This window comes from Ottowia sp. (genome assembly GCF_016703145.1).
Lineage (GTDB): Bacteria > Pseudomonadota > Gammaproteobacteria > Burkholderiales > Burkholderiaceae_C > Ottowia.
Genome location: NZ_JADJCO010000005.1, coordinates 115,760 through 137,308 on the forward strand (window position 1 = coordinate 115,760; position 21,549 = coordinate 137,308).

General features: G+C 71.6%; 18 protein-coding genes and 1 pseudogene. 4 read left to right on the forward strand and 15 right to left on the reverse strand.

Annotated features, from left to right (window positions below; genetic code table 11):
- Positions 1 to 60 precede the first annotated feature (60 nt).
- The 6 genes from IPG65_RS13610 to bktB form a co-directional block, all read right to left on the reverse strand.
- On the reverse strand, positions 61 to 3,657 hold the full coding sequence (locus IPG65_RS13610) for a hypothetical protein (RefSeq protein WP_293190758.1): 3,597 nt from the start codon (positions 3,655 to 3,657) through the stop codon (positions 61 to 63).
- Positions 3,658 to 3,916: 259 nt separating this feature from the next.
- Positions 3,917 to 5,386 (reverse strand): RNB domain-containing ribonuclease, encoded by a 1,470-nt coding sequence (locus IPG65_RS13615; RefSeq protein WP_293190760.1) that lies wholly within the window; start codon positions 5,384 to 5,386, stop codon positions 3,917 to 3,919.
- Between the two features lie 55 nt (positions 5,387 to 5,441).
- Positions 5,442 to 6,335: a CoA transferase gene (locus IPG65_RS13620; protein WP_293190762.1), complete on the reverse strand. Its 894-nt coding sequence runs from the start codon at positions 6,333 to 6,335 to the stop codon at positions 5,442 to 5,444.
- A gap of 347 nt (positions 6,336 to 6,682) precedes the next feature.
- A complete protein-coding gene (locus IPG65_RS13625) occupies positions 6,683 to 7,615 on the reverse strand; it encodes a toll/interleukin-1 receptor domain-containing protein (protein ID WP_293190764.1) in 933 nt (310 codons plus the stop codon).
- Positions 7,616 to 7,650: 35 nt separating this feature from the next.
- Entirely contained in the window at positions 7,651 to 7,935 is a 285-nt protein-coding gene (locus IPG65_RS13630; protein WP_293190766.1) for a DUF1010 domain-containing protein, read from the reverse strand.
- Between the two features lie 178 nt (positions 7,936 to 8,113).
- On the reverse strand, positions 8,114 to 9,298 hold the full coding sequence (bktB, locus tag IPG65_RS13635; RefSeq protein WP_293190768.1) for a beta-ketothiolase BktB: 1,185 nt from the start codon (positions 9,296 to 9,298) through the stop codon (positions 8,114 to 8,116).
- A 134-nt stretch (positions 9,299 to 9,432) separates the two neighbouring features.
- Here bktB and ppk2 point away from each other — a divergent pair, with 134 nt between their 5' ends.
- Complete coding sequence (ppk2, locus tag IPG65_RS13640; RefSeq protein ID WP_293190770.1) at positions 9,433 to 10,323, forward strand: polyphosphate kinase 2; 891 nt, start codon at positions 9,433 to 9,435, stop codon at positions 10,321 to 10,323.
- A gap of 30 nt (positions 10,324 to 10,353) precedes the next feature.
- Here the strand turns inward: ppk2 and IPG65_RS13645 are convergent, their stop codons facing one another.
- The 7 genes from IPG65_RS13645 to IPG65_RS13675 all read right to left on the reverse strand — a co-directional run bounded on the left by IPG65_RS13645 (position 10,354) and on the right by IPG65_RS13675 (position 16,033).
- The gene (locus IPG65_RS13645; RefSeq protein ID WP_293190772.1) at positions 10,354 to 11,136 is read right to left on the reverse strand and encodes an SDR family NAD(P)-dependent oxidoreductase; all 783 of its coding nucleotides are present in this window, start codon (positions 11,134 to 11,136) and stop codon (positions 10,354 to 10,356) included.
- A 46-nt stretch (positions 11,137 to 11,182) separates the two neighbouring features.
- Complete coding sequence (locus IPG65_RS13650; RefSeq protein ID WP_293190773.1) at positions 11,183 to 11,794, reverse strand: YSC84-related protein; 612 nt, start codon at positions 11,792 to 11,794, stop codon at positions 11,183 to 11,185.
- A 188-nt stretch (positions 11,795 to 11,982) separates the two neighbouring features.
- Positions 11,983 to 12,645: an RluA family pseudouridine synthase gene (locus IPG65_RS13655; RefSeq protein ID WP_293190774.1), complete on the reverse strand. Its 663-nt coding sequence runs from the start codon at positions 12,643 to 12,645 to the stop codon at positions 11,983 to 11,985.
- A gap of 97 nt (positions 12,646 to 12,742) precedes the next feature.
- The gene (locus IPG65_RS13660) at positions 12,743 to 14,023 is read right to left on the reverse strand and encodes a cytochrome c (RefSeq protein ID WP_293190776.1); all 1,281 of its coding nucleotides are present in this window, start codon (positions 14,021 to 14,023) and stop codon (positions 12,743 to 12,745) included.
- Positions 14,020 to 14,931, reverse strand: coding sequence for a cytochrome C (locus IPG65_RS13665; protein WP_366819766.1), 912 nt, complete (start codon positions 14,929 to 14,931; stop codon positions 14,020 to 14,022). Before IPG65_RS13665 ends, IPG65_RS13660 begins: the two co-directional genes overlap by 4 nt.
- A gap of 2 nt (positions 14,932 to 14,933) precedes the next feature.
- A complete protein-coding gene (locus tag IPG65_RS13670; RefSeq protein ID WP_293190778.1) occupies positions 14,934 to 15,521 on the reverse strand; it encodes an OmpA family protein in 588 nt (195 codons plus the stop codon).
- A complete protein-coding gene (locus IPG65_RS13675) occupies positions 15,518 to 16,033 on the reverse strand; it encodes a FecR family protein (RefSeq protein ID WP_293190780.1) in 516 nt (171 codons plus the stop codon). The genes IPG65_RS13670 and IPG65_RS13675 overlap by 4 nt, the downstream gene beginning before the upstream one ends.
- Positions 16,034 to 16,193: 160 nt before the next feature.
- Between IPG65_RS13675 and IPG65_RS13680 the strand changes: the two genes are divergently transcribed.
- Together IPG65_RS13680 and IPG65_RS13685 are read left to right on the forward strand one after the other, a co-directional pair.
- Complete coding sequence (locus IPG65_RS13680; protein ID WP_293190782.1) at positions 16,194 to 17,204, forward strand: tRNA-dihydrouridine synthase; 1,011 nt, start codon at positions 16,194 to 16,196, stop codon at positions 17,202 to 17,204.
- A 16-nt stretch (positions 17,205 to 17,220) separates the two neighbouring features.
- Positions 17,221 to 18,195: a DUF808 domain-containing protein gene (locus tag IPG65_RS13685; RefSeq protein ID WP_293190785.1), complete on the forward strand. Its 975-nt coding sequence runs from the start codon at positions 17,221 to 17,223 to the stop codon at positions 18,193 to 18,195.
- Between the two features lie 31 nt (positions 18,196 to 18,226).
- Here the strand turns inward: IPG65_RS13685 and IPG65_RS13690 are convergent.
- Together IPG65_RS13690 and IPG65_RS13695 are read right to left on the reverse strand one after the other, a co-directional pair.
- Positions 18,227 to 19,499, reverse strand: a pseudogene (locus tag IPG65_RS13690) (CoA transferase).
- Positions 19,500 to 19,634: 135 nt separating this feature from the next.
- A complete protein-coding gene (locus IPG65_RS13695; protein ID WP_293190788.1) occupies positions 19,635 to 20,522 on the reverse strand; it encodes an NUDIX hydrolase in 888 nt (295 codons plus the stop codon).
- A gap of 114 nt (positions 20,523 to 20,636) precedes the next feature.
- Here IPG65_RS13695 and IPG65_RS13700 point away from each other — a divergent pair, with 114 nt between their 5' ends.
- The gene (locus tag IPG65_RS13700) at positions 20,637 to 21,548 is read left to right on the forward strand and encodes an SDR family NAD(P)-dependent oxidoreductase (protein WP_293190791.1); all 912 of its coding nucleotides are present in this window, start codon (positions 20,637 to 20,639) and stop codon (positions 21,546 to 21,548) included.
- The last annotated feature ends 1 nt before the right edge of the window (position 21,549 follow it).

The window sequence follows — 21,549 nt, forward strand, 5'->3', positions numbered from 1 at the left end:
CGATAGCTACAAGCGAATATTGGGCGCGGGCTGCGGCCTGATTTTTCTTGAAATCGGCGCTCAGCGCGCGGCCGGCTGGTCCTGCGGCGGCGTCGGCAGCCACAGCTCCATCGTGCGCGGCTGGCCCTTCAGGCGGTCGGGCAGACTGGTGACCCAGACGCCGGTGCCGTCCGCCTGCGGCCAGTGGGGCCGCACCGCGTCGGCCAGGGCGTGGGCGCAGGGCTGCACGGCGGAGTCGTGCACGACGAAGGTGGGCTGCTGCCAGGGGACCGGGCGGCGGGCCTGCCGCACGGCGGCGGTGCGCGTGACGTTCTCGATCGGTGTCACGGCCAGCACACCCTGGCCGGCGCCGTTCAGGCGCTGGCGCAGCGCCTCGGCGCGCGGGCGCGCGGACTCGTCGTAGATCTGGAGGTACAGCCGGGTGCCGGGCGGGCAGGCGGCTTTCAGCGCGGCGGCCTGCGCGGCGTCGAGCGACTCGACCTGCGTGGTGGGCGCCGGCGCCGCCGGTGTCGCCGCTGGCGAAGGCGCAGGCGCGGCGGTCATCCCGGCCGGCGCGGGCTCCGAGGCGGGCGGGGCCGCGGCGATGCCGGCGGGCGGCGCCGCGCCGCGCAGCAGCGCCCAGGCCTGCGCCCAGCCGCTCAGGCTGTCCGGTGGCCGGGGCGCGGGGTGCCAGTAGCTGAGCGCGCCGCTGTCGCCGCGGGGCTTGAGGGCCAGCGCGCACAGCTCATCCCGCTGCGCTTGGAGGGCGGGCGCGCAGGCCGCGCCGGCGTCGGTGGTTGCGCCGCAGTGCGCGCGGGCGCGGCCCAGCAGCCGCGTGACCGTGTTCTGCTCGGCGGGCGTCACGGCGCCGCTGCCGTCCAGCGCGCGCAATTGCTCGACGTGCGCCAGCATCTGCGCGCCGACCGGGGCGCAGGCGGTGGCGCCCAGGGCTCCCATCTCGCGCGCGGCGTCGGCCAGCAGTTCGCGCACCTCGGTCTGCCTGCGCTCCTCGTCGCGCTTGAACTGGTCCTGCACCTGCCACAGCGACAGCAGCAGGGTGCCGGTGACGCCGACGCCCACCGACGTGCCGATGGCCGCCGCCCGGGCGCCGCGGCGCCAGCGCGGCCCGACCGCCTCGGCCTGCGCGGGCGGCGCGGCGGCGGGCCGGCGCAGGCGCGCGGGGCTGGCCAGCTTCTGCGTCTGCGGCCGGTCCCAGCCGGGCAGCTGGGCCAGCCAGCGGTCGTACAGCGCCAGGCCGACGTCCTCGCCCAGGCGCTGGTAGCTTTCCCATTGCGCCTCGTCGAAGAACTGGTCGCCCGTGGACTCGTGCGGAAACCCGGGGCGCCGCTGCGCGTAGGCCAGCAGGTCCAGGTCCAGCGCCGCGTGCACGCTGGGCTTGACGATCAGCAGCGTGCCGTCGCGCTCGTTCTGGCCGCCGCCGCTGCGGCGGTAGCGGATGCGCGCCAGCAGCACGCCCCGGCGCGCGGCGTTGTCCGCCAGGTCCTCGGGCGAGAGCACGCAGATGCCGCTGCCGGCCAGGCTGAACAGGCGGTCGGCTTCCTGCCGCGGGTAGAACTCGATCTCGGCGTCCAGGTCGATGCGGGCCTTGCGCACCAGGTTCTCGATGTCGGCGAACTGGTAGTCACCGTCTGCGCCGGCGTCCGACAGGATGATGAAGTCGCACTCGCGCTTGATCAGCGCATAGACCCCGGTGTTGTCGAAATGGCCGCCGTCCGACAGGTACCACCACGGGCGCGCGGCGCCGAAGAAGGTGGCGCCGGCCTCGCTCCACAGCATCATGGGCTTGGGCGCGCGGCGCCACAGCCAGGCGGCGGCGGCCGCCAGCGGCCGCTCGGGCAGGGGCGACTCGATCCAGTGGCCGAGCCGGATGCCCAGCATGAACATCACCAGCGCCCAGCCGCGCGTGGTGTAGGCGCCGGCACCGGGCGCCGCCGCGGCGCCGGAGATCGCCACCCAGCGGCCCAGGCTGCCGGGCGTGTCGCCGTCCGCCGTGCCGGCGGCATCAGCGGGCCAGCGCACCACGTCGTGCGGCCCCACTTCCAGCGCGCGCGCCGAGGCCACCACCAACTGGCCTTTGCGGTCGGCGTTGAACAGGCCCGAGGCGTCGTCGCGGGTCTGGTTCAGGCAGGTATTGATCAGGTGCAGCGGCCCGCCGCGCATCTCGGGCCGGTGCGCGGCCAGCGGCACGTCGTCGCCGCCGGCCACCTCGGTGACGCTGCGCAAGCGCGCGTCGGCCGGGGTGAACGGCGTCCACAGCCCCCGGCGCGGATTGCCCACCGAGAGGTAGGCGCGCACCAGCCGCGCCTGGTAGAAGCCCGCCAGCGACGAGGCGTTGGCGGCCTGCGCCAGCCGCGACGTGGTCAGCCACCACACCAGCGCGGCCAGCCCCAGCATGCCCCAGCGCATCCAGGCCGGAAAGGCGCGCAGCGCCGGCAGCGGCGCCTCGGCGAACACCCACCACTGCGTGGCCACCAGCCAGGCCAGCGCCAGCACCAGCGCCGCCAGATGGCCGGCCAGGCCGAGCAGCAGCGGGCCGACGACGGCGCGCGCGGTGCGCTCCATCGCCCGCGCCGCCAGTTGCTGCAGCGGCAGGGCCAGCGCGCGCAGCGCCACCACCAGCGCGCCGCCCAGGCCCACGCCGCCCCAGACCCAGGCCGGGTCCGGGGTCGCCGACAGCGCCAGCAGCAACTGCCAGCTGGCACCATCCAGCGCGCCCATGCCGGCCAGCGCCGCCGCGCACAGCAGCGCGCCGCGCAGGCCGTAGGTGAGGCGGTTGCGCAGCCGCGCCACGGCGAGGGCGCGCGGCTCGCGCGCCAGGGCCAGCCGCAGCATCGCGTAGGCGTGGCCGGCGGCGGCCGACCACAGCGCCAGCACCAGCAGCGGCGCGGCCAGCTCGGCTTGGCGCCAGGCCAGCACCAGCGCCCCGGTGCCCGGGCGCTGCGTGCCGAGCAGCGCCACGCCGATCAAGGCCACCAGCAGGCCGGCGTCGCCGAGGTAGACGCGCCGGCCGGCCGCGGGCGTGCGCGCCGTCTCCGGCGCTGCCCAGTAGGCGACCAGCAGGGCGGGCAGCAGCGCGGCCGACCACAGCAGGGCCAGCGCGAACCAGGGCGATGCCCAGCCCTGCCAGCGCGTGGCGTCGAGCGGGCCCAGGCTGTCCTGCAGCAGGTGCGGCAGGGTCACCAGCAGCGCCAGCGGGATGAGGGTGAACAGGGCCTCGACGTGCACCGCCAGGAAGGCGCGCAGGAAGCTGACGGCCAGGATGCCCAGGTCGCGCGAGCCCGCTGGCGTGAGGTAGCGGCCGTTGCGGCGCAGCCAGTCCAGCACCGGCGAGCCGCCGGCCGCCAGCAGGCGCTGGGCCTCGGTCAGGCCGACGCCGCAGACCAGGCGCCCCAGCATCGCGCCGACGTAGCCGCCGCCGGAGACGGTGGACAGGTAGTCGATGCGGCGCAGCAGGTCCTGCGCCGCCAGGCCCCGGATCAGCCCCAGGCCAAAGGTGGCGCTGCGCACCCCGCCGCCCGACAGCGCCAGCCCCACCGTGGGCGCCTGCCGCGCCCGCGCGTTGCCCAGGCCGGCCGCGCGCCGGCGCCGCAGCACGGCGGCGCGCTCGTCGCGCCGGAGCTGCTCCAGCGCCGTGCGGTTTGCTCGCGTGGGGGCCATGGCCGCACTGTGGTGGGTGCGCGCGGCGCCGTCAACCTCCGGACGAGGGATCGACGCCGCCGCTGGGTTGGTTCACGCGCGCCCGAATTGATGACGCTCAAACCTCATCCGCGGCGCATGGGCCCATGGAGCCGAAAGGCCGCGGAGCAGACCATGCCAGCGACCGCCATGGCCGGGCTTGGCCCGGCCAGTGGCGGTGCCCCCTTCGAGGGGTGAGGAGGAACAACGCGAAGCGCGTGGAGCCTGGGGGTGGGCCCATTCACAGCATCTCGAAGTCGATGAAGCCGCGCTCCACGTTGGTGGCCAGCAGCCTGGCGCGCACCTTGTCGCCCACCTTCAGCGGGCGGCTGGGCAGCAGCTTGCCCTCGGCCGGCGGGTTGAACACGCGCACCCAGGTGTTGCCCTTGGACGCGCCGGTCACCACGCCGTCGAACTCCTCGCCGATGCGCGACTCCAGCAGCATCGCCGCCTCGGACTTGCGCATCTGCCGCTCCACGCGGTTGGCGGCGTCCTCCTGCTTGGTGCAGTGGTTGGCCAGGATCTCCAGCTCGGCCGGGGCATAGGGCGCCTTCGCGCCGGCCAGCGCGGCCTTCAGCAGGCGGCTGGTGATGAGGTCGGGGTAGCGGCGGTTGGGCGCGGTGGAGTGCGAGTAGTCGCGCACCGCCAGCCCGAAGTGCCCGATGTCGGGACCGCCCGGCGTCTGCAGCACGTATTCGCCCCGGCCCATCAGCTTGACGATGACCAGCGACAGATCGGGAAAGCGCAGCGGGTCGCGCCGGCGCTGGCGCGCCAGGAACTGCTCCAGCGCCAGCGAGTTGGGCTCGGCCGGCAGCGTCTCGCCGTATTCGGTCGCCACCTCGGCGATGCGCGCCCAGCGCTCGGGCGAGCGCACCACGCGGCGGATGCTGGCGCGCCTCTTGCCGGCCAGGAAGCGCGCCGCCACGCCGTTGGTGGCCACCATGAACTCCTCGATGATCTGGCGCGCGCGGTTCTGGTCCTGCTGGCGGATGTCCACCACCTGGTCGCCCTCGAATACCGCGCGCGGCTGGAAGGTCTGCAGGTCGAGCGAGCCCTTCTCGCGCCGGTTGGCGCGCAATTGCTGCGCCACGCTGTCCTGCGTGCGCAGTTGCGCGTCCATGCCGGGCACGGCGTCGGCGGCCGCGGGCAACGGGCCCTGGCCTTCGAGCCAGGCGGCCACCGCGTCGTAGGCCAGTTGGGCCTTGTTGTGCACGCGGGCGCGCACGATGGTGCTGCGCGCCAGCTCGCCGCTGGGGGCGAACACCATGTCGGTGACGGTGGCCACGCGCTCCACGTCGGGGTTGAGCGAGGTGAGGTCGGTGGACAGCTTCTCGGGCAGCATCGGGAAGATGCGCGCCGATGTGTAGACCGAGGTGGTGTTGATCTGCGCGTGGCGGTCGATGGGCGTGTCCTTGCCCACCAGCGTGTCCACGTCGGCGATGGCCACCAGGATGCGCACCGAACCGTCGGCCAGCGTCTCGCTGACGCTGAGCTGGTCCAGGTCGCGCGAGTCGTCGTTGTCGATCGAGCACCACAGCAGGCCCGTGAGGTCCAGGATGCCGGCGCCATCTTCCTCACTGGGGCCGTCGATGCCGTCGAGCTGCCGGCGCACGGCGCTGGAGAACTCCGGCTGCAGCCCACGCTCGCGCATGGCGAGGACGGCCAGCTCGGCCAGTTCCGACTTCTGGTGCGGGTGCAGCGTGTGGTTCATGGCGGTGGTTCCTCGGGTGGAAAAGGTCGCGGCCATCATAGCCACGCGGTCGTGCTCAGCGCAGCGTGTACAGCGGAATGTCGCGCGCCCGCCCCAGCGCGTCGAGCTGCCGGCGCGACTTGCCCAGCGCCCAGGCGGCGATGGCCTCGTGCGCGGCGGGCGCGAAGGGCGCGCGCGCGTCGGGCGGTGGCAGGGCGGCGGCCTGGAACAGCGCGGCGGTGAAGTGCGGCTCCAGCGCGGCCACGGCCACGCGCCCGTCCTTGCAGGGGTAGACGCGGTAGCCCGCGTGCGCGCCGCCGACGGCGCCGCCGGGCAGGGTCAGGCCCCACGCGCGGGGCAGGGCCAGCCACTCGGCGGCGCTGGACAGGGCCACCTGCCGGCGCACGCCCCGGCCGCCGCGCGCCAGCAGCAGCGCCGCGAACACGGCCTCGACGGCCATCAGCGCGCCCGTCATGTCGGCCGGCAGGGTGGGCGGCAGCTCGGTGCCGGTGATGAGGCCGGCCTCGGCCAGGTAGGTGAGGTCGTGGCCCGGTTCCTCGGCGCGCGCGCCGGGCGCCCCGACGATCTCGACCAGCGACAGCCGAGGGTGCGCGCGGTGCAATGCCGGCCAGCCCAGGCCCAGCTTGGCCAGCGCGGAGGGGCGGAACGACGTCAGCAGCACGTCGGTCTGAGCCAGCTCGCGCGCCAGCCGCGCCTGGCCGCGCTCGGTCTTGAGGTCCAGCGCCACCGTGCGGACGCCGGCGTGCAGCTCGGCATAGGCGCCGGGTTTGTACCGGCCCATCGGGTCGCCGCTGATGTCGGGCGCCGGACCGGGCGGCTCGACCTTGAGGCAGCGCGCACCCAGGGCGCGCAGCCGCATCAGCGCGGCCGGGCCGGGCAGATTGAGGGCGAGACTGACGATGCGCGTGCCGCGCAGCGGGCGGGAGGAGGGCGGGGACGAGAGCATCATGGGGTGGCGATGACTATGAAATTAATAGCTGAAAGCGTAATGTTGACACCGACAAAAGGCCAAAAAGGCTTGAAAAATATGGGAAATGCCGACCGTCACATGTCAGGGTGCTGAGGATAGTTTTCATCTGACCCCATTTCACCCCATTTCACCCCGATAACTCTTCCGGCAGCTTGCCTGCCGCTTGTATTGATTGGCGCGCCGGTCCCGCAGATTCCATGCTGGCACGGACCACCACAGAGTCCACAACAGATGCCGGATATACGACTGCAGGCGTTTCCCCAACAGCCAGAACATCAATCAGTTTCTTGCCTTTGGTGGGGAGTCCATATATGAATTGTTAGACCTCATGCCGAGAATTTGGCCATCTTGCTTGGGGCAATTGCGTAAGTGAACGTTATCTCATCAGCGGATGACCCGTGGCCCCGGCTTAGAAGGCTGTCGATCTTTGTAGCTAAGTAGTAGCCAGCGGTGTTCTGCCAGATCACTATTTCACCAAGCTTTGGGGAGCGGACACGAGATGAAGTGTCGTAGCTTGACGCATCTGCAATCTCAGTGATCTCCGTAACACCAACAGCCAAGGCGACAGAACGGATACTTGGCGGATCATTGTAGGCGTGAATCGCTCGATTACTACCACCGGACCACGCTGTTTCAAAGGCCATGTCACCCGCCCCTACAACATAGCGACCGTTGTTATTTGAGTAATAAAATGTCACGGAGCCTGAGAGGGCGGGCGAAACGTAACGCTCCGGCCCAAACGAAATAAGCGGTGCAGTCGCTACAGGAACGACTGTGAACGGATTAGCGCCAAGCGGTGGGCGTGGTCTGATTTGTTGTCCATGGATATCGCGAAGTAGCTCTGCGTACCGCGACTCATAGGCAAGGTCGTCACGAAAATCTACGTACACGCGCGTCCCAAGAAACGTTGGCGTCGGAGACAGGGATAGGTTGTTGCGAATGATGGGTACTATCCGATCGCCAGATATATTTTTCATGAGTTGTGCGGTAAGAATCATTTTTTCATATCCCACACCGCCAACGCCGACGTTGGCTTTCTCGACGTAAGGATCACTGCAAACGGCCAGAACTCGTTGCGCTGCTGTAAGTCCAGTCTCCATGAAGCGTGGAAGATCGCTGCCAAGTGTCAGATCCCATTGGTCCAGCAACACGTCAACACCGTTCGCGACTAATCTGGTTGCAAGAGCAAGTACCCAATCTTTATGAACCTGATTGTCGTGCGAGTAGGAGATGAAGACTTTGGGCGGGATTGTCGGCATGCGAAGTCCTGTGGATGAGGTCTAACGCCCTGAGTTCAGCCGCCGCCGTAGGCGGTCGGCTGCGACGAACGGTTAGACCCGAAGGCCGGAAGGGAGCGCCCAGACTTGAAGATGGGCGCAGCCCACGAGAAAGCACAGCGCCACGGAAGCGGCGCTGTGCTGCAAGAATGATAGCTGGTAGCGCTTGCTACACAAGCGCTAGAGACCAAAAAGGCTTGAAACTGGCGCAATGAATGCAGGCGAAGCCCGGCGCAGCGCCAAAACCCCCAAGGAGAAACCTTTGAGAAAGGCGAAACGCTGGAATTAATAGCGGCCTGCATAAAGCGGAATATGAAGGGACTAACTAGACTTAGACGACAACATAGCGTATGTCATCAGTCGCATAAGACGGGATCATGCGCGATGATCCCTCTCAAGTTGGCCTGGACCGCCGTTTAGGCCACCTAAAAATCAGCCGATGGGCTTGCCTGCATGGCCGAGGCAAGCCGCATCAATGCCTCACATCCGCTCGAAGATCGCCGCGATGCCCTGGCCGCCGCCGATGCACATGGTCACCAGCGCGTAGCGGCCGTTGGTGCGCTGCAGTTCGTACAGCGCCTTGACGGTGATCACCGCGCCGGTGGCGCCGATGGGGTGGCCCAGCGAGATGCCCGAGCCGTTGGGGTTGACCCGGGCCGGGTCGGCCCCCAGCCCCTTGGTGACGGCGCAGGCCTGCGCGGCGAAGGCCTCGTTGGCCTCGATCACGTCGATCTGGTCCAGCTTCAGGCCGGTCCTGGCCAGCACCGCCTGGGTGGCGGGCACCGGGCCGATGCCCATGAGCTTCGGGTCCACCCCGGCGTGCGCGTAGCCGACCAGGCGCGCCATCGGTTTGGCGCCGCGGGCCTGGGCCGCGCCGGCTTCCATCAGCACCACGGCGGCGGCGGCGTCGTTGATGCCGCTGGCGTTGGCGGCGGTGACGGTGCCGTTCTCCTTCACGAACACCGGCTTCATCTTCTGGAAGTCCGCCAGCGTGGCGCCGGTGCGGAAGTGCTCGTCCTTGTCGAAGGCGACCTCGCCCTTGCGGGTCTTGAGCATGATGGGCAGGATCTGGCCGGCGAAGCGGTTCTCGGCCCACGCGCGTTCGGCGCGCAGGTGGCTCTCCAGGGCCAGCGCGTCCTGGTCTTCGCGGCTGATGCCGAATTCCTTGGCCACGTTCTCGGCCGTCACGCCCATGTGGATGGTGTGGAAGGGGTCGTGCAGCGCGCCCACCATCATGTCGATCAGCTTGGTGTCGCCCATGCGCGCGCCGAAGCGCGTGGCCAGGCTGGCGTAGGGCGCGCGGCTCATGTTCTCGGCGCCGCCGCCGATGGCCACGTCGCAGTCGCCCAGCAGGATGCCCTGGCTGGCGCTGACGATGGCCTGCAGGCCCGAGCCGCACAGGCGGTTGACGTTCATGGCCGGCGTTTCCTTGGGGCAGCCGCCGTTGACGGCCGCCATGCGCGACAGGTACATGTCGCGCGGCTCGGTGTTGACGACGTGGCCGAAGACCACGTGGCCCACGTCCTTGCCCTCGATGCCGGCGCGGGCGACGGCTTCCTTGACCACGGCGGCGCTCAGGTCCACGGTGGGGATGTCCTTGAGGCTGCCGCCAAAGGTTCCGATGGCGGTGCGCACACCGCTGACGACGACGACTTCACGGGCCATGCTTCGAATCTCCTTGGATGGATGTGGAAAAACACCGCAGTATGCCCCCATCGGAGGGCATCCGCTGGCGCGCGCTTGACTGTCATCAAGCCGTCACGGGGCGGCGTTAGCCTAGCGGCAAGACGGGACGAACCATGAGCGAAGAAGAACTGATGCGCCGCCTGCGCGGCGACCTGCTCGACAGCTACGACGAAGAGTTGGAGATGGCGCTGGACGACCCGTCCGCCGGCGAATACGCCGGCGACGGCGAGCGCGCCGCGCGCCGCCGCTACTTCCGCGAGCTGTTCCATCTGCAGGGCGAGCTGGTCAAGCTGCAGGACTGGGTGGTGCACACCGGGCACAAGGTGGTCATCATCTTCGAGGGGCGCGACGCGGCCGGCAAGGGCGGGGTCATCAAGCGCATCACCCAGCGGCTGAACCCGCGCGTGTGCCGCGTGGCGGCGCTGCCCGCGCCCAGCAACCGCGAGAAGACGCAGTGGTACTTTCAGCGCTACGTGGCGCACCTGCCGGCGGCCGGCGAGGTGGTGCTGTTCGACCGCAGCTGGTACAACCGCGCCGGCGTCGAGCGGGTGATGGGCTTTTGCTCCGACGATGAGCTGGAGGAGTTCTTCCGCAGCGTGCCCGAGTTCGAGAAGATGCTGGCGCGCTCGGGCATCCAGCTGATCAAGTACTGGTTCTCGATCTCCGACGAGGAGCAGAACCTGCGCTTCCTGGGCCGCATCCACGACCCGCTGAAGCAGTGGAAGCTCAGCCCCATGGACCTGGAGAGCCGCCGCCGCTGGGAGGACTACACCAAGGCCAAGGAGGAGATGTTGGAGCGCACCCACATCGCCGAGGCGCCGTGGTGGGTGGTGCCCGCCGACGACAAGAAGACTGCGCGGCTCAACTGCATCGCCCACCTGCTGGCCTGCATGCCCTACCAAGAGGTCTTGCGTCCCGAAGTCGTGCTGCCGCCGCGCGTGCGCCGCGACGACTACATGCGCCAGCCCACGCCCGACACGATGACGATTCCCCAGGTGTATTGAGCGTTAGCGTTCGGCGTGGGCCGGTCGCGCTCAGCGTTCGACGTTTTCCCGCACATCGGCCACCGGGTGCTGCCCGAAGTCGGCGCGCGCCAGGTAGGCGAGCACGCGGCGCGCGGCCTCCTCGGGGGTGGTGAGCGCGCCGCCCTGCTGGAGCTGCTCGAAATTGCCCCGGTCGGGGAAGGCCGCCGCGTCGGCGCCGCGCAGTTGCGCCTGCATGCCGGTGTCGATCACGCCCGGCGCCAGCGCGCAGACGCGCGCGCCGTTGGGCTGGCCGGCCTCGTCCAGCGCCACGCAGCGGGTGAACAGGTCCATGCCCGCCTTGGCGGCGCAGTAGGCCGACTGCGAGGCCATCGGCCGGCGGCCCAGCCCGGAAGAGATGTTGAGCACCCGGCGCGCGCCGCGCCAGCCGCGCGTGGCGCCCAGGAAGGCGGCCGTCAACTGCATCGGCGCCTCCAGTCCCACGCGCAAGGCTGCGGCCAGGTCGGGCGCCTGGGCGTCGCGCAGCGGCACGATGGCGGGGATCGTGCCGGCGTTGTTGATCAGTGTGGAGCTGGCGAAGTCGCCAGGGCCGAAGGCGGCCAGCCACTCGGCGAGGCGGCCGCTGGCGGCGGCGCCGTCCGACAGGTCGGCGGGCCATTGCGTCAGCGCGGCGCCGGCGGCCTGCGCCTGCCGCGCCAGCGCGTCGCTGGTGCCGCGCGAGAGCGTCAGCAGCACATGGCCGGGCGCCAGCAGCTGCCCGGCCAGGGCCAGGCCCATGCCGCGCGAGGCGCCGGTGAGGATGTAGAGATGGCGGGGAGGTGCGGGAGGGGTCATGCCGCCAATCTACCTCAGTGGATTGGCGGCTGTCCGCGGCACGGGATCAGGGCGTGATGCGGCTGATCTTGGAGCCGGTCAGCGCCACGCCGGCTTCCAGGCCGACGTTGTTCATCACGAAGCCGGCCACGGGCTGCTGCAGCGTCTGCGAATCGACCGAGCCGGTGGCGCCGACCTTGCCGACGGCCACGGTGGCGTCGGCGCCCGCCGTCCAGCCCCGGCTGGCCTGGAAGCGCCGCAGCGCCTCGCGCGTGTTGAAGACGTAGATCACCGCACGCGACTGCCCGCCGGCCTGCCAGCCGATCGACGCGCTGGTGGTGCTGTAGTAGTCGGCCGTGCGCCCGCCCACGCGCAGCGCGCCGCGGCCGTGCTCGGCGCCGACGATCAGCGCGCCGCCGATCACTTCGGGAAACACCAGCACGCCGGCCGAGCGCGCCACCATCTCGCGCGTGCCGGGCACCACCTGGTACAGGCGCGCCAGCGTGCCGTCGACCGCCGCGTCCAGGCGGGCCTGGCTGCTGTTCGCGCTGGACGAGGCGGGCGGCGGCGCGTTGGGCGGCGTGGTGGTGCAGCCGGCCAGGGCCAGACCGCCCAGGGCCAGCGCGGCGGCCAGCAGGCGGGTGGAGGACAGGGGAGTGCGTCGGGTCGGGGTGTTCATGGAATCTCCTTGGCGGATGTCGTTGGCGGAGGGCCGTTCCTGCTGGCCGCGCGATTACTTTACGTCGTGTTGCGCGGGAGGGCGCGTAGGACGATGGCGCGCGCGGGTGAGCGACGAAGGAGACTCCTGTTTTAATAGCTGCTGGCGCAATATCCGAGCTGGCTGCAGGCCGAAAAGTCTTGAAAACATCAGAACGGCGCCGGGCTTTCCAGCGCCAGCGTCTGCCCCGTCACCGGGTGCGCCAGCCGCAGCGCGCAGGCGTGTAGCATCAGCTGCGGCGCGGCGTCCCGCAGCCCGTAGAGCAGGTCGCCGACGATGGGGTGGCCGATGGCCTGCAGGTGCACGCGCAGCTGGTGCGATCGGCCGGTGACGGGCTCCAGCGCCAGGCGCGTGGTGCCCGTGACGGCGTCCCAGCCCAGCGGCCGCCAGCGGGTGAGGCTGGGCTTGCCCAGGGCGTGGTCCACCTTGCTGAGCGGCCGGTTCGGCCAGTCGAGGATGAGGGGCAGGTCGATCTCGCCCCAGCCGTCGGCGCTGGCGGGCGGCGCCGGCCGGCCGTGCACCAGGGCCTCGTAGCGCTTGTGCACGCGGCGCCCGGCGAAGGCGGCGCCCAGGGCGCGCTGGGCCTGCGGCCCGCGCGCCAGCAGCATCAGCCCGCTGGTGGCCTGGTCGAGCCGGTGCACGACCAGCGCGTCGGGCCAGCGCCGCTGGGCGCGCGCGCTCAGGCAGTCGGCCTTGTCCTCGCCGCGGCCGGGCACGGCCAGCAGGCCGGCGGGCTTGTCGAGGGCCAGCAGGTGGGCATCCTCGTGGACCACCAATTCTGGATGAAATGGGGCTTCAGCCGGCACGGGCATTGCGCAGTAAGCTATGCAAAAAATAGCAAATCACATCACCTTGCACAACTCAAGCCCATGGCGCGCTTTCTTTTGCTGGCGTCCGGTCGGCGGGCGCCTACATTGCTGCGCGCAGGGTGTGCACATCGAGCGGCGAGACCTCCGGCGCCTGGTTGCCCCAGCGGGTGCGGATGTAGCTCAGCAGCGCGGCGATGTCGGCGTCGCCCAGCGTCAGCGTGAAGGGCGGCATGCCGTAGGGGCGCGGGTGGCCGGCCGTGGCGGCGTTGAAGCCGCCGAACAGCACGGCCTGCAGCAGGTTGTCGATGGGCCGCAGGGTGATGGCGCGGTTGCCGGCCAACGGCGGATAGGCGCCGGCCACGCCTTCGCCCTGCGTGCCGTGGCAACTGGCGCAGTGCTGTTCGTACAGCTTCTCGCCCGCCCCGGTACTCCGGTGGCGCGGCGCCCCGGGGGTGTCGCTGGCGGCGGGCACGGGCTGCTGCGGCAGCGACTTCAGGTAGGTGGCCATGGCGGCCAAGTCATCGTCGGACAGATGCTGCGTGCCGTGCATCACCACCTCGGCCATGGGGCCGCTGGCGCTGCCGCGCTCGGCCACGCCGGTCTTGAGCAGGCGCGCGATGTCCTCTTCCGGCCAGTCGGCCACGCCGGCCTCGCGCGCGTCGAGCAGCGACGGGGCGTACCAGCCCTGGGCCGGCAGGCGGGCACCGCCCAGGCTCTGCCAGTCGGCGCCGCCCAGGGCGTCGCGCGTGGCGTGGCAGGCCGTGCAGTGCGCCACGGCGCGCACCAGGTAGGCGCCCCGGTTCCAGGCGTCGCCGCGCGCGGGCTCGGGCTGGTAGCTGCCGGGACGGAAGTACAGCGCGCGCCACACCGCCAGCGCGGCCTGGCTGCCGTAGGGCCAGCGCAGCGCGTGCGCGGGCGGCCGGCCGCGGGTCGGCGGCAGGCTCTGGAAGTAGGCGTACAGCGCGTCGGAATCCGCGCGCGTCAGCAGCGTGGTGTGGGTGTAGGGGAACACCGGCACCAGCAGCCGCCCGTCGGCCGAGCGGCCGTGGTGCAGCGCGCGCCAGAAGGCGGCGGCGCTCCAGCGGCCGAGGCCGGTGTCGAGGTCGGGCGTGAGGTTGCTGGCGTAGACGGTGCCGAAGGGCGTGGCGACGGGCCGCCCGCCCGCCGCCAGCGGGCCGCCGCGCGCGGTGTGGCAGGCCAGGCAGTTGCCGGTGCGCGCCAGGTAGGCGCCGCGCGGCAGCAGGGCGGGGTCGGCGGGCACGGCCGCCGCGGCGCCGCCGATGTCCACGCCGTCGTTGTAGTTGACGTGCCACAGCCACGCGGCCAGCGGCAGCGCCAGGGCGGCCAGCGCTGCCAGGGCGCGGCGCCAATGTTTCGTCACGGCTGTTCTCCGGGCGCTGGCGCGGTGCCGCAGGAGAGATCCGGCGCGCCGGGCGCTGGGTCGGGCCGGCGCGGCGCGGGGTGGGCGTCGGCGGGCACCGGCCGGGTGGCGAGCCAGGCGACCACGGCGTAGGCGTCGCTGTCCGGCAGGCGCTGCACCACGCGGGCCATGCAGTCGGGCTCGTGGGCGCGCCGCTGGCCGGTCTTCCAGCCGCCGAGTTGGGCCATCAGGTAGTCCAGCGGCAGGCCCAACAGCCCCGGCACCTGGGGCTGCGCGCCGGTCAGCGCGGGGCCGTGGCATTGCACGCAGGCCGGCAGGCGCAGGGTGGCGTCGCCGTGCAGGGCCAGCTCGCGCCCGCGCTGCAGCACCTGCGCCGAGGGCGGGCTGGCCAGCGGCGCGGGCGGCGGGTAGGGCGCCTGCATCGACGCGAAGTGCCGGGCGATCTCCCACAGGTAGGCGTCGCTCATCACATCGACCATGCGCGTCATCAGCCCGTAGTGGCGCCGGCCGTCGCGGAAGTTGAGCAACTGGTTGTAGAGGTAGCCCGCGGGCTTGCCGGCCAGGCGCGGGTAGTAGCCGTCGGGCCCCGCGCGGCCTTGATCGCCGTGGCAGGCGGTGCAGGCCAGGGTGCGCTGGGCGATGCTGTCCTCGAACGCTGGCGGGGCGGCCTCGGCGGCCAGCGCGCAGGCCAGGGGCAGCAGCCCGCGGGCGATCTGGTGGAGCGGATGCCATCGGCGTTCGGGCGCGTGGGATTCACGGCGCCGTACACCCCCGGCGATGCATGAAACGAACCGGATCCAAGGGTCGCGAAGCAGGCCAAGCCAGCGGACGCCGTGGAAGGGCTGGGCCCGCCCACTGGCGTCGTCCCCCTGGGGGGAAGGCGCGCAGCGCCTTAGGGGGGAGCCCATCCCTACCGGACGACGATCTCGGTGCGCCGGTTGCGGGGCTCGGCCACCTCGTCGTCGGTGGGCACCACCGGTTCGCGCTCGCCCCGGCCGACGGCTTGCACGCGGCGGGGGTCGAAGCCGCGCTGGATCAGCATCTCGCGGATGGCGCGGGCGCGCTGCAGCGACAAGCCGTCATTGGCGCCCACGGTGCCGACGCGGTCGGTGTGGCCGGTGACGACGATCTCGCCGCCGGGCCGCGCCGCGGCCTGCGCCAGGACGTCTTGCAGATCGGCCAGGGACTCGGATGTGAGCTGCACGCCACCAACCTCGAAGAGCAGCGTGAACCGCCGCTCCGGCGCCGGCTGGGCCGCCAACAACTGGCCATGGCGCTCCAGCACGCTGGAAGCGTCCGTCTGCCCGGTCTCGATGCGGCCGCGCGCGAGCACGCTGGCGTCCTCGTAAGGCCGGGACAGGACGGCGCGGCCCGATTCGGTGCCGACCTCGACCGCGCCGGCCTTGCCGCCCGGCTGCGGCAGCAGCACCACGCGCGTGGCTGGCGCGCAGCCGGCGGCCAGCAGCGCCAGCACGCCGACGAGTGCCCAGCGCGTCATGGGGCTTGCTCCACGATGAAGTCGGTGCCGCGCACGCCGATCACGGTGGTCGGCGTGGTGACCTTGACCTGCTCGGGCTTGAGCTTGGCGATCAGGCCCGTGACCATGCGCAGGCTGCCGCGCAGCAGCGTCACCAGCACGTTGCCGTCCTGGGTGGTGGGCTCGAAGCGGAATTGCGCCAGGTCCACCGCGCTGTCGGGGCCGATGGAGAGGATGGTGCCGTCCGTCAACGTGACGGCGGCGGCGCTCCGGGGGCCGGTCAGCACGCGGTCGCCTTCCCGCAGCGCATCGCCGACCACGGCCGCGCTGCGGGTGGCGCCGCGCACCAGCGTGACTTCGCCTTGCACGGTCTTGAAGGTGCCTTCCCGGGCGTCGCCAGGCGTGGGGGCCGGTTCTGCGGCCGAAGACGCTCCGGTGGGCACCGGGGCCGGCGCCTGGGCCAGGGCGGCCGAGGCGGCGAGAAGCAGGGCGCCGGCGATGGCGCGCGCGAGGACGGGGATACTGTGGAACATGGACCAGCCTCTCTTGGCAAGCCGAGCCCGGCGGCGGCCGGGTTTCTCGGGGGCGTTGTCGTTCTTGTCGGGGTGGACCGGGGAATGGTACTCCAGCCCCGGCTCACCACCGGGGAGCGGCGACAATCGGTGCCCGCGCGGCACCCCGGCTGATTTTCACGTGACCCTCATCCTCGCGCCCATGGAAGGGCTGCTCGACCACGGCCTGCGTGCCATCCTGACGCGGGTGGGCGGCGTGGACCGCTGCGTGTCGGAGTTCATCCGCGTCACCGACCAGTTGCTGCCCGCGCGCAGCTTCCTGCGCGTGGTGCCCGAGCTGCGCCACGGCAGCCGCACCGCCAGCGGCGTGCCCGTTCGCCCGCAGTTGCTGGGGTCCGACCCGGCTTGTCTGGCCGAGAACGCCGCTCAGCTGGCCGAACTGCGGCCGGCTGGGATCGACCTCAACTTCGGCTGCCCGGCCAAGACGGTGAACCGCCATCGCGGCGGCGCCGTGCTGCTGGACGAGCCGGAGCTGATCCACCGCATCGTCGCCGCCGTCCGGCGTGCCGTGCCGGCGCACGTCGCGGTGTCGGCCAAGATGCGCCTGGGCTACGAGGACGACGCGCGCACGCTGGATTGCGCCCGCGCCATCGAGAGCGCCGGCGCCGGCGAGTTGGCCGTGCACGCGCGCACCAAGGCCCACGGCTACCGCCCGCCCGCGTACTGGGAATCCATCGCCGGGGTGCGCGCCGCCGTGCGCCTGCCGGTGATCGCCAACGGCGACATCTGGAGCGTGGAGGACGCGCGCCGCTGCCGCGCCGTGACCGGCTGCGACGCGCTGATGCTGGGCCGTGGCATGGTGCGCAGCCCCGGGCTGGCGCGGGCCATCGCGGCGGCCCGACCCGGCGCGCCGGGCGGCGCGGCCGCGGCCGTCGCCGCCCTGCCATGGCGCGGCGTCGTGCCGCTGCTGGCCGATTTCTGGGCCGACGTCTGCGGCCGCGTCGAGCGGCGCCACCGTGCCGGCCGCCTGAAGCAGTGGCTGAACTACCTGCGCGTGGCCTACCCCGAGGCGCAGCAGGCCTTCGACGCACTGCGCGCCGTGCACGACCCGGCCGCCATCACGCCGTGGCTGGAGCGGCTGGCGCGCGAGACGCGCGCCGTGCCCGCCGACGCACTCCTTCTCATCGACTGACCCCAGGAACACCCACATGGCTTCCAGCCTGCTTGCCCTGCTCGACGACATCGCCACCGTGCTCGACGACATCGCCGTCATGACCAAGGTCGCCGCGCGCAAGGGCGCGGCCATGGCCGACGACGTGGCCACGCTCACCAAGGTCTCGGCGCAGAAGACCGCCGGCGTGCTGGGCGACGATCTCGCCCTCAACGCCCAGCAGGTGACCGGCGTTCAAGCCAACCGCGAGCTGCCGGTGGTGTGGGCGGTGGCCAAGGGGTCGCTGCTGAACAAGGCCATCCTGGTGCCGGCGGCGCTGGCCATCAGCGCCTTCGCGCCCTGGGCCGTGACGCCGCTGCTGATGGTGGGCGGCGCCTTCCTGTGTTTCGAGGGCTTCGAGAAGGTCGCGCACAAGCTGCTGCACTCGAAGGACGAGGACGCGGCCCACGAGCGCGAGCTGCAGGCCGCCCTGGCCGACCCCCACCTGGACCTGGCGGCACTGGAAAAGGACAAGATCAAGGGCGCGGTGCGTACCGACTTCATCCTGTCGGCGGAGATCATCGCCATCACGCTGGGCGCGGTGGCGGGTCAGGACATCTGGACGCAGTTGGCGGTGCTGTCGGGCATCTCGCTGGTCATGACGGTGGGCGTGTACGGCCTGGTGGGCGGCATCGTCAAGCTGGACGACCTGGGCCTGTACCTGAGCCGGCGCGCAGGCGGCCTGGCGCCGGCCATCGGCCGCGGCATCCTGCGCGCCGCTCCGTGGCTCATGAAGGGGCTGTCGATCGCCGGCACGGCGGCGATGTTCCTGGTCGGAGGCGGCATCCTCGTGCACGGCGTCCCGGCCCTCCATCACCTGGTGCAGGACGGGTCGGCGGCCGCGGGCGGCGGCTTGGCGGGGACGGCGGTGGAGATGTTGGCGAACGCCGCCACCGGCATCGTGGCCGGGGGCGTCGTCGTCGGCGTGGTGACGCTGATCAGGCGCCTGCGCGGCAAGCCGGCGGCGCATTGAGATCCGCGCAGGCCTGCGTGGCCCGCTGTGGTCAGAAGGCGCTGGCCATGGGCGCTGGTTCCGGCAGGGAGAGCGCGCCATTGGCCTTGAGCGCCTGCAGCTCGTCGTCGGACAGCTTGAGCAACTGCTGCAGCACCTCGCGCGTGCCTTCGCCCAGCGTGGGCGGGGCGTGGCGGATCGGCAGGCGCTGGCCGTCCAGGCGGTAGGGCGGCGCGAACACGTTGGTGCTGCCGGCCACCGGGTGCGGCCACTGCTCCACCAGCCCGCCCTGGCGGGTGCGCTCGCTGGTGAGGGCCTCGTGCAGGCCCGCCACCTCGCCGCAGGGGATGCCGCAGGCGGTCATGCGCTGGAGCAGCAGCGCGCGCGGCAAGCTGGCGATGGCGGCCTTGAGCATGGGGACCACCTCCAGCCGGTTGCGGGCTCGCTCGACGTTGGTGGCGTAGCGCGGGTCTTCCACGATGTCAGGGCGTTCGATCACCTCGCGGCAGAACTTCTCGAACTGGCTGTTGTTGCCCACCGCGATGATGAGCGGGCCGTCGGCGGCGTCGAACATGCCGTAGGGCACGATGGACGGGTGGGCATTGCCGAAGCGGGGCGGGTCCTCGCCCATCACCAGGGCGTCCAGGCCGTAGTAGCCGGTGATCATCAGGCCGCAGTCGTACAGCGCCATCTCGATCAGGCGGCCCTTGCCGGTGCGCTCGCGGCTGGAACAGGGCCGCCAGCACGGCCTGGGCGGCGTACATGCCGGTCATCAGGTCCACCACCGCCACGCCGAACTTCAGCGGCGGCGTGTTCGCCTCGCCGTTCAAGGCCATCAGCCCGGCCTCGGCCTGGATCACCAGGTCGTAGCCGGGGCGCTTGGCCTCGGGGCCCGAGCTGTTGTAGCCGGCGACGGCGCAGTAGATGAGGTCGGGCTTGAGCGCGCGCAGTTGCTCGTAGCCCACGCCCAGCTTCTCGGCGCCGCCGGTCTTGAAGTTGTGCACCACCACGTCGCACTGCGGCACCAGCTCGCGGATCAGCTTCAGGCCGTCGGGCTTCTGCAGGTCGATGGTGATGGACCGCTTGTTGCGGTTCATGCTGCTGTAGTAGGTGGTCTCGGTCTTGCCGATGCGCAGGCCCCAGTCGCGTGTGTCGTCGCCGCGGCCGGGGTGCTCCACCTTGATGACTTCGGCGCCGAAATCGGCCAGCACCATGGCGCACATGGGGCCGGCGAACACGCGCGAGAGGTCGAGCACGCGCACGCCTTGCAGGGGAAGGCCGGCGTTCGCGCCGGGCGGCGGGGTGGAAGCAGGGTTGGTGGTCATGTGTGTCGTCTCCTTTTGTTTTGCGAGGCTATCAGCTATCTGGCCCCTCGCGCGGCCGCACAAAAAAGCTAATGATGTTTTCGGGGTCTACCCCGCGTGGAAAAAGCGATGGAAGCTATTGAATTGATAGTATATTCACCCGCCTTCCAGCAGGGCGTCGAAGCCCTGCGGCGGCTCGAAGCGCTGGTTGCGCCAGACCACGCGCGTGGGCACCGGGTCGGGCAGGGCGCGCTCGCGCACCGGATGGCCGGGGTCGCCGGGGTAGCACAGGGTGCGCGTGCCCTCGTTCTCGATCGACTCGGGCTGGATCAGCGGCGGCCGGCGGCGGCGCGCGTCGGCCATGGCCTGCGCCACGTCGGCGTAGGCCAGCAGATGCATCAGGCTGATGATCTGCGGGGGCGCCAGGTCGATCTCGTGCTGGCGGTACTGCCTCAACGCGGCCCGCGGGGTGAGCCAGCGCGCCTCGGTCACCTCGACATCGTCGTGCCGCGCTTCCTGCGCGTGCGGCGCGGCGGCCAGGAAGAAGCGCGTGTCGAAGCGCCGGTTCATCAGCGACGGGCGGCGCGGCGTGATCCAGCGCGACCAGGGCGCGAGATCCTGGGTGTCCAGCCGCAGCTCGTGCCGCGCCAAAAGCTCGCCGAACGCCTGGCGGCGGTCCGCGGCGCTCCAGGCCAGGGGTGGCACGGCGCCCGCGCGGCGCGCGTAGAGCACGCCCGATTCCTCGAACGCTTCGCGCACGGCGGCGACGTAGAAGGCGGCGGCCAGTTCCAGGGCGAGGTCTGGCTCGTTCAGCAGCGGCTGCAACTCGGCCGGGGCGCGGTCCAGCCGCGCCAGCACGTCGGCCCCGCCGTCGGCCGCATCCACCTTGCCGCCGGGAAACACGTAGGCGCCGCCCAGCACGGCCGAATCGGCGTGGCGGCGCATCAGCAGCACTTCGAGCCCGTCGCCGCCATCGCGCAGCATGACCACGCTGGCGGCGTCGCGCGGCGGGGTGTCGATGACGAGGTCGTGGTTGAGTTCCATCGCCGCCATTGTGGGGCAGGCCGGGGCGGTGGCCTGTCCGCCCGGCAACAGGGCCCGGCGAGCGGCTGCATTAAAGTGCGGGCCGCGAACCGACTACAAGGAGAGAAGCAAAGCATGGACAAGATCGATTTTTCCGGCCGCGTGGCCATCGTCACCGGCGCCGGCGGCGGCCTGGGCCGGCTGCACGCCCTGGGGCTGGCCGAGCGCGGCGCCAAGGTGCTGGTCAACGACCTGGGCGGCGCGGTGGATGGCAGCGGCGGCTCGGCCACTGCGGCGCAGAAAGTGGCCGACGAGATCCGGGTCCTCGGCGGCGAGGCGATCGCCAACGGCGCCTCGGTGACCGACTTCGCCGCCGTGCAAGCCATGGTGCGGCAGGCAGTGGACGCCTGGGGCCGCGTGGACGTGCTGGTCAACAACGCCGGCATCCTGCGCGACAAGTCCTTCGGCAAGATGGACATGGCGGACTTCGACCTCGTCGTCCAGGTCCACCTGATGGGCGCGGCCCACTGCTGCAAGGCCGTGTGGCCGCACATGGTGGCGCAGAAGTACGGCCGCATCGTTATGACCACCTCGTCCACCGGCCTGTACGGCAACTTCGGCCAAGCCAACTACGGCGCCGCCAAGCTGGCGCAGGTGGGGCTGATGCAGACGCTGGCCATCGAGGGCGCCAAGCACGGCATCCACGCCAACGCCCTGGCGCCCACCGCCGCCACGCGCATGACCGAGGGCCTGATGCCCGAGGAGGTGCTGGCCGCGCTGAAGCCCGAGGCCGTGGTGCCGGCCATGCTGGTGCTGGCCAGCGAGCAGGCGCCCAGCCGCACCATCCTGTGCGCCGGCGCGGGCACCTACGAGGCCGCGCACGTCACCCTTACGCGCGGCCTGCACCTGGGCCTGACGCCCGACACGCCCGAGCGCCTGCTGGCGGCGCTGTCCCAGGTCACCGACCGTACCGGCGAGACCGTGCCGGGCAGCGGCGCGGCGCAGGGCGACAACGAGGTGCGGCAGGCGCTGGCGGCCCGGCGCTGAC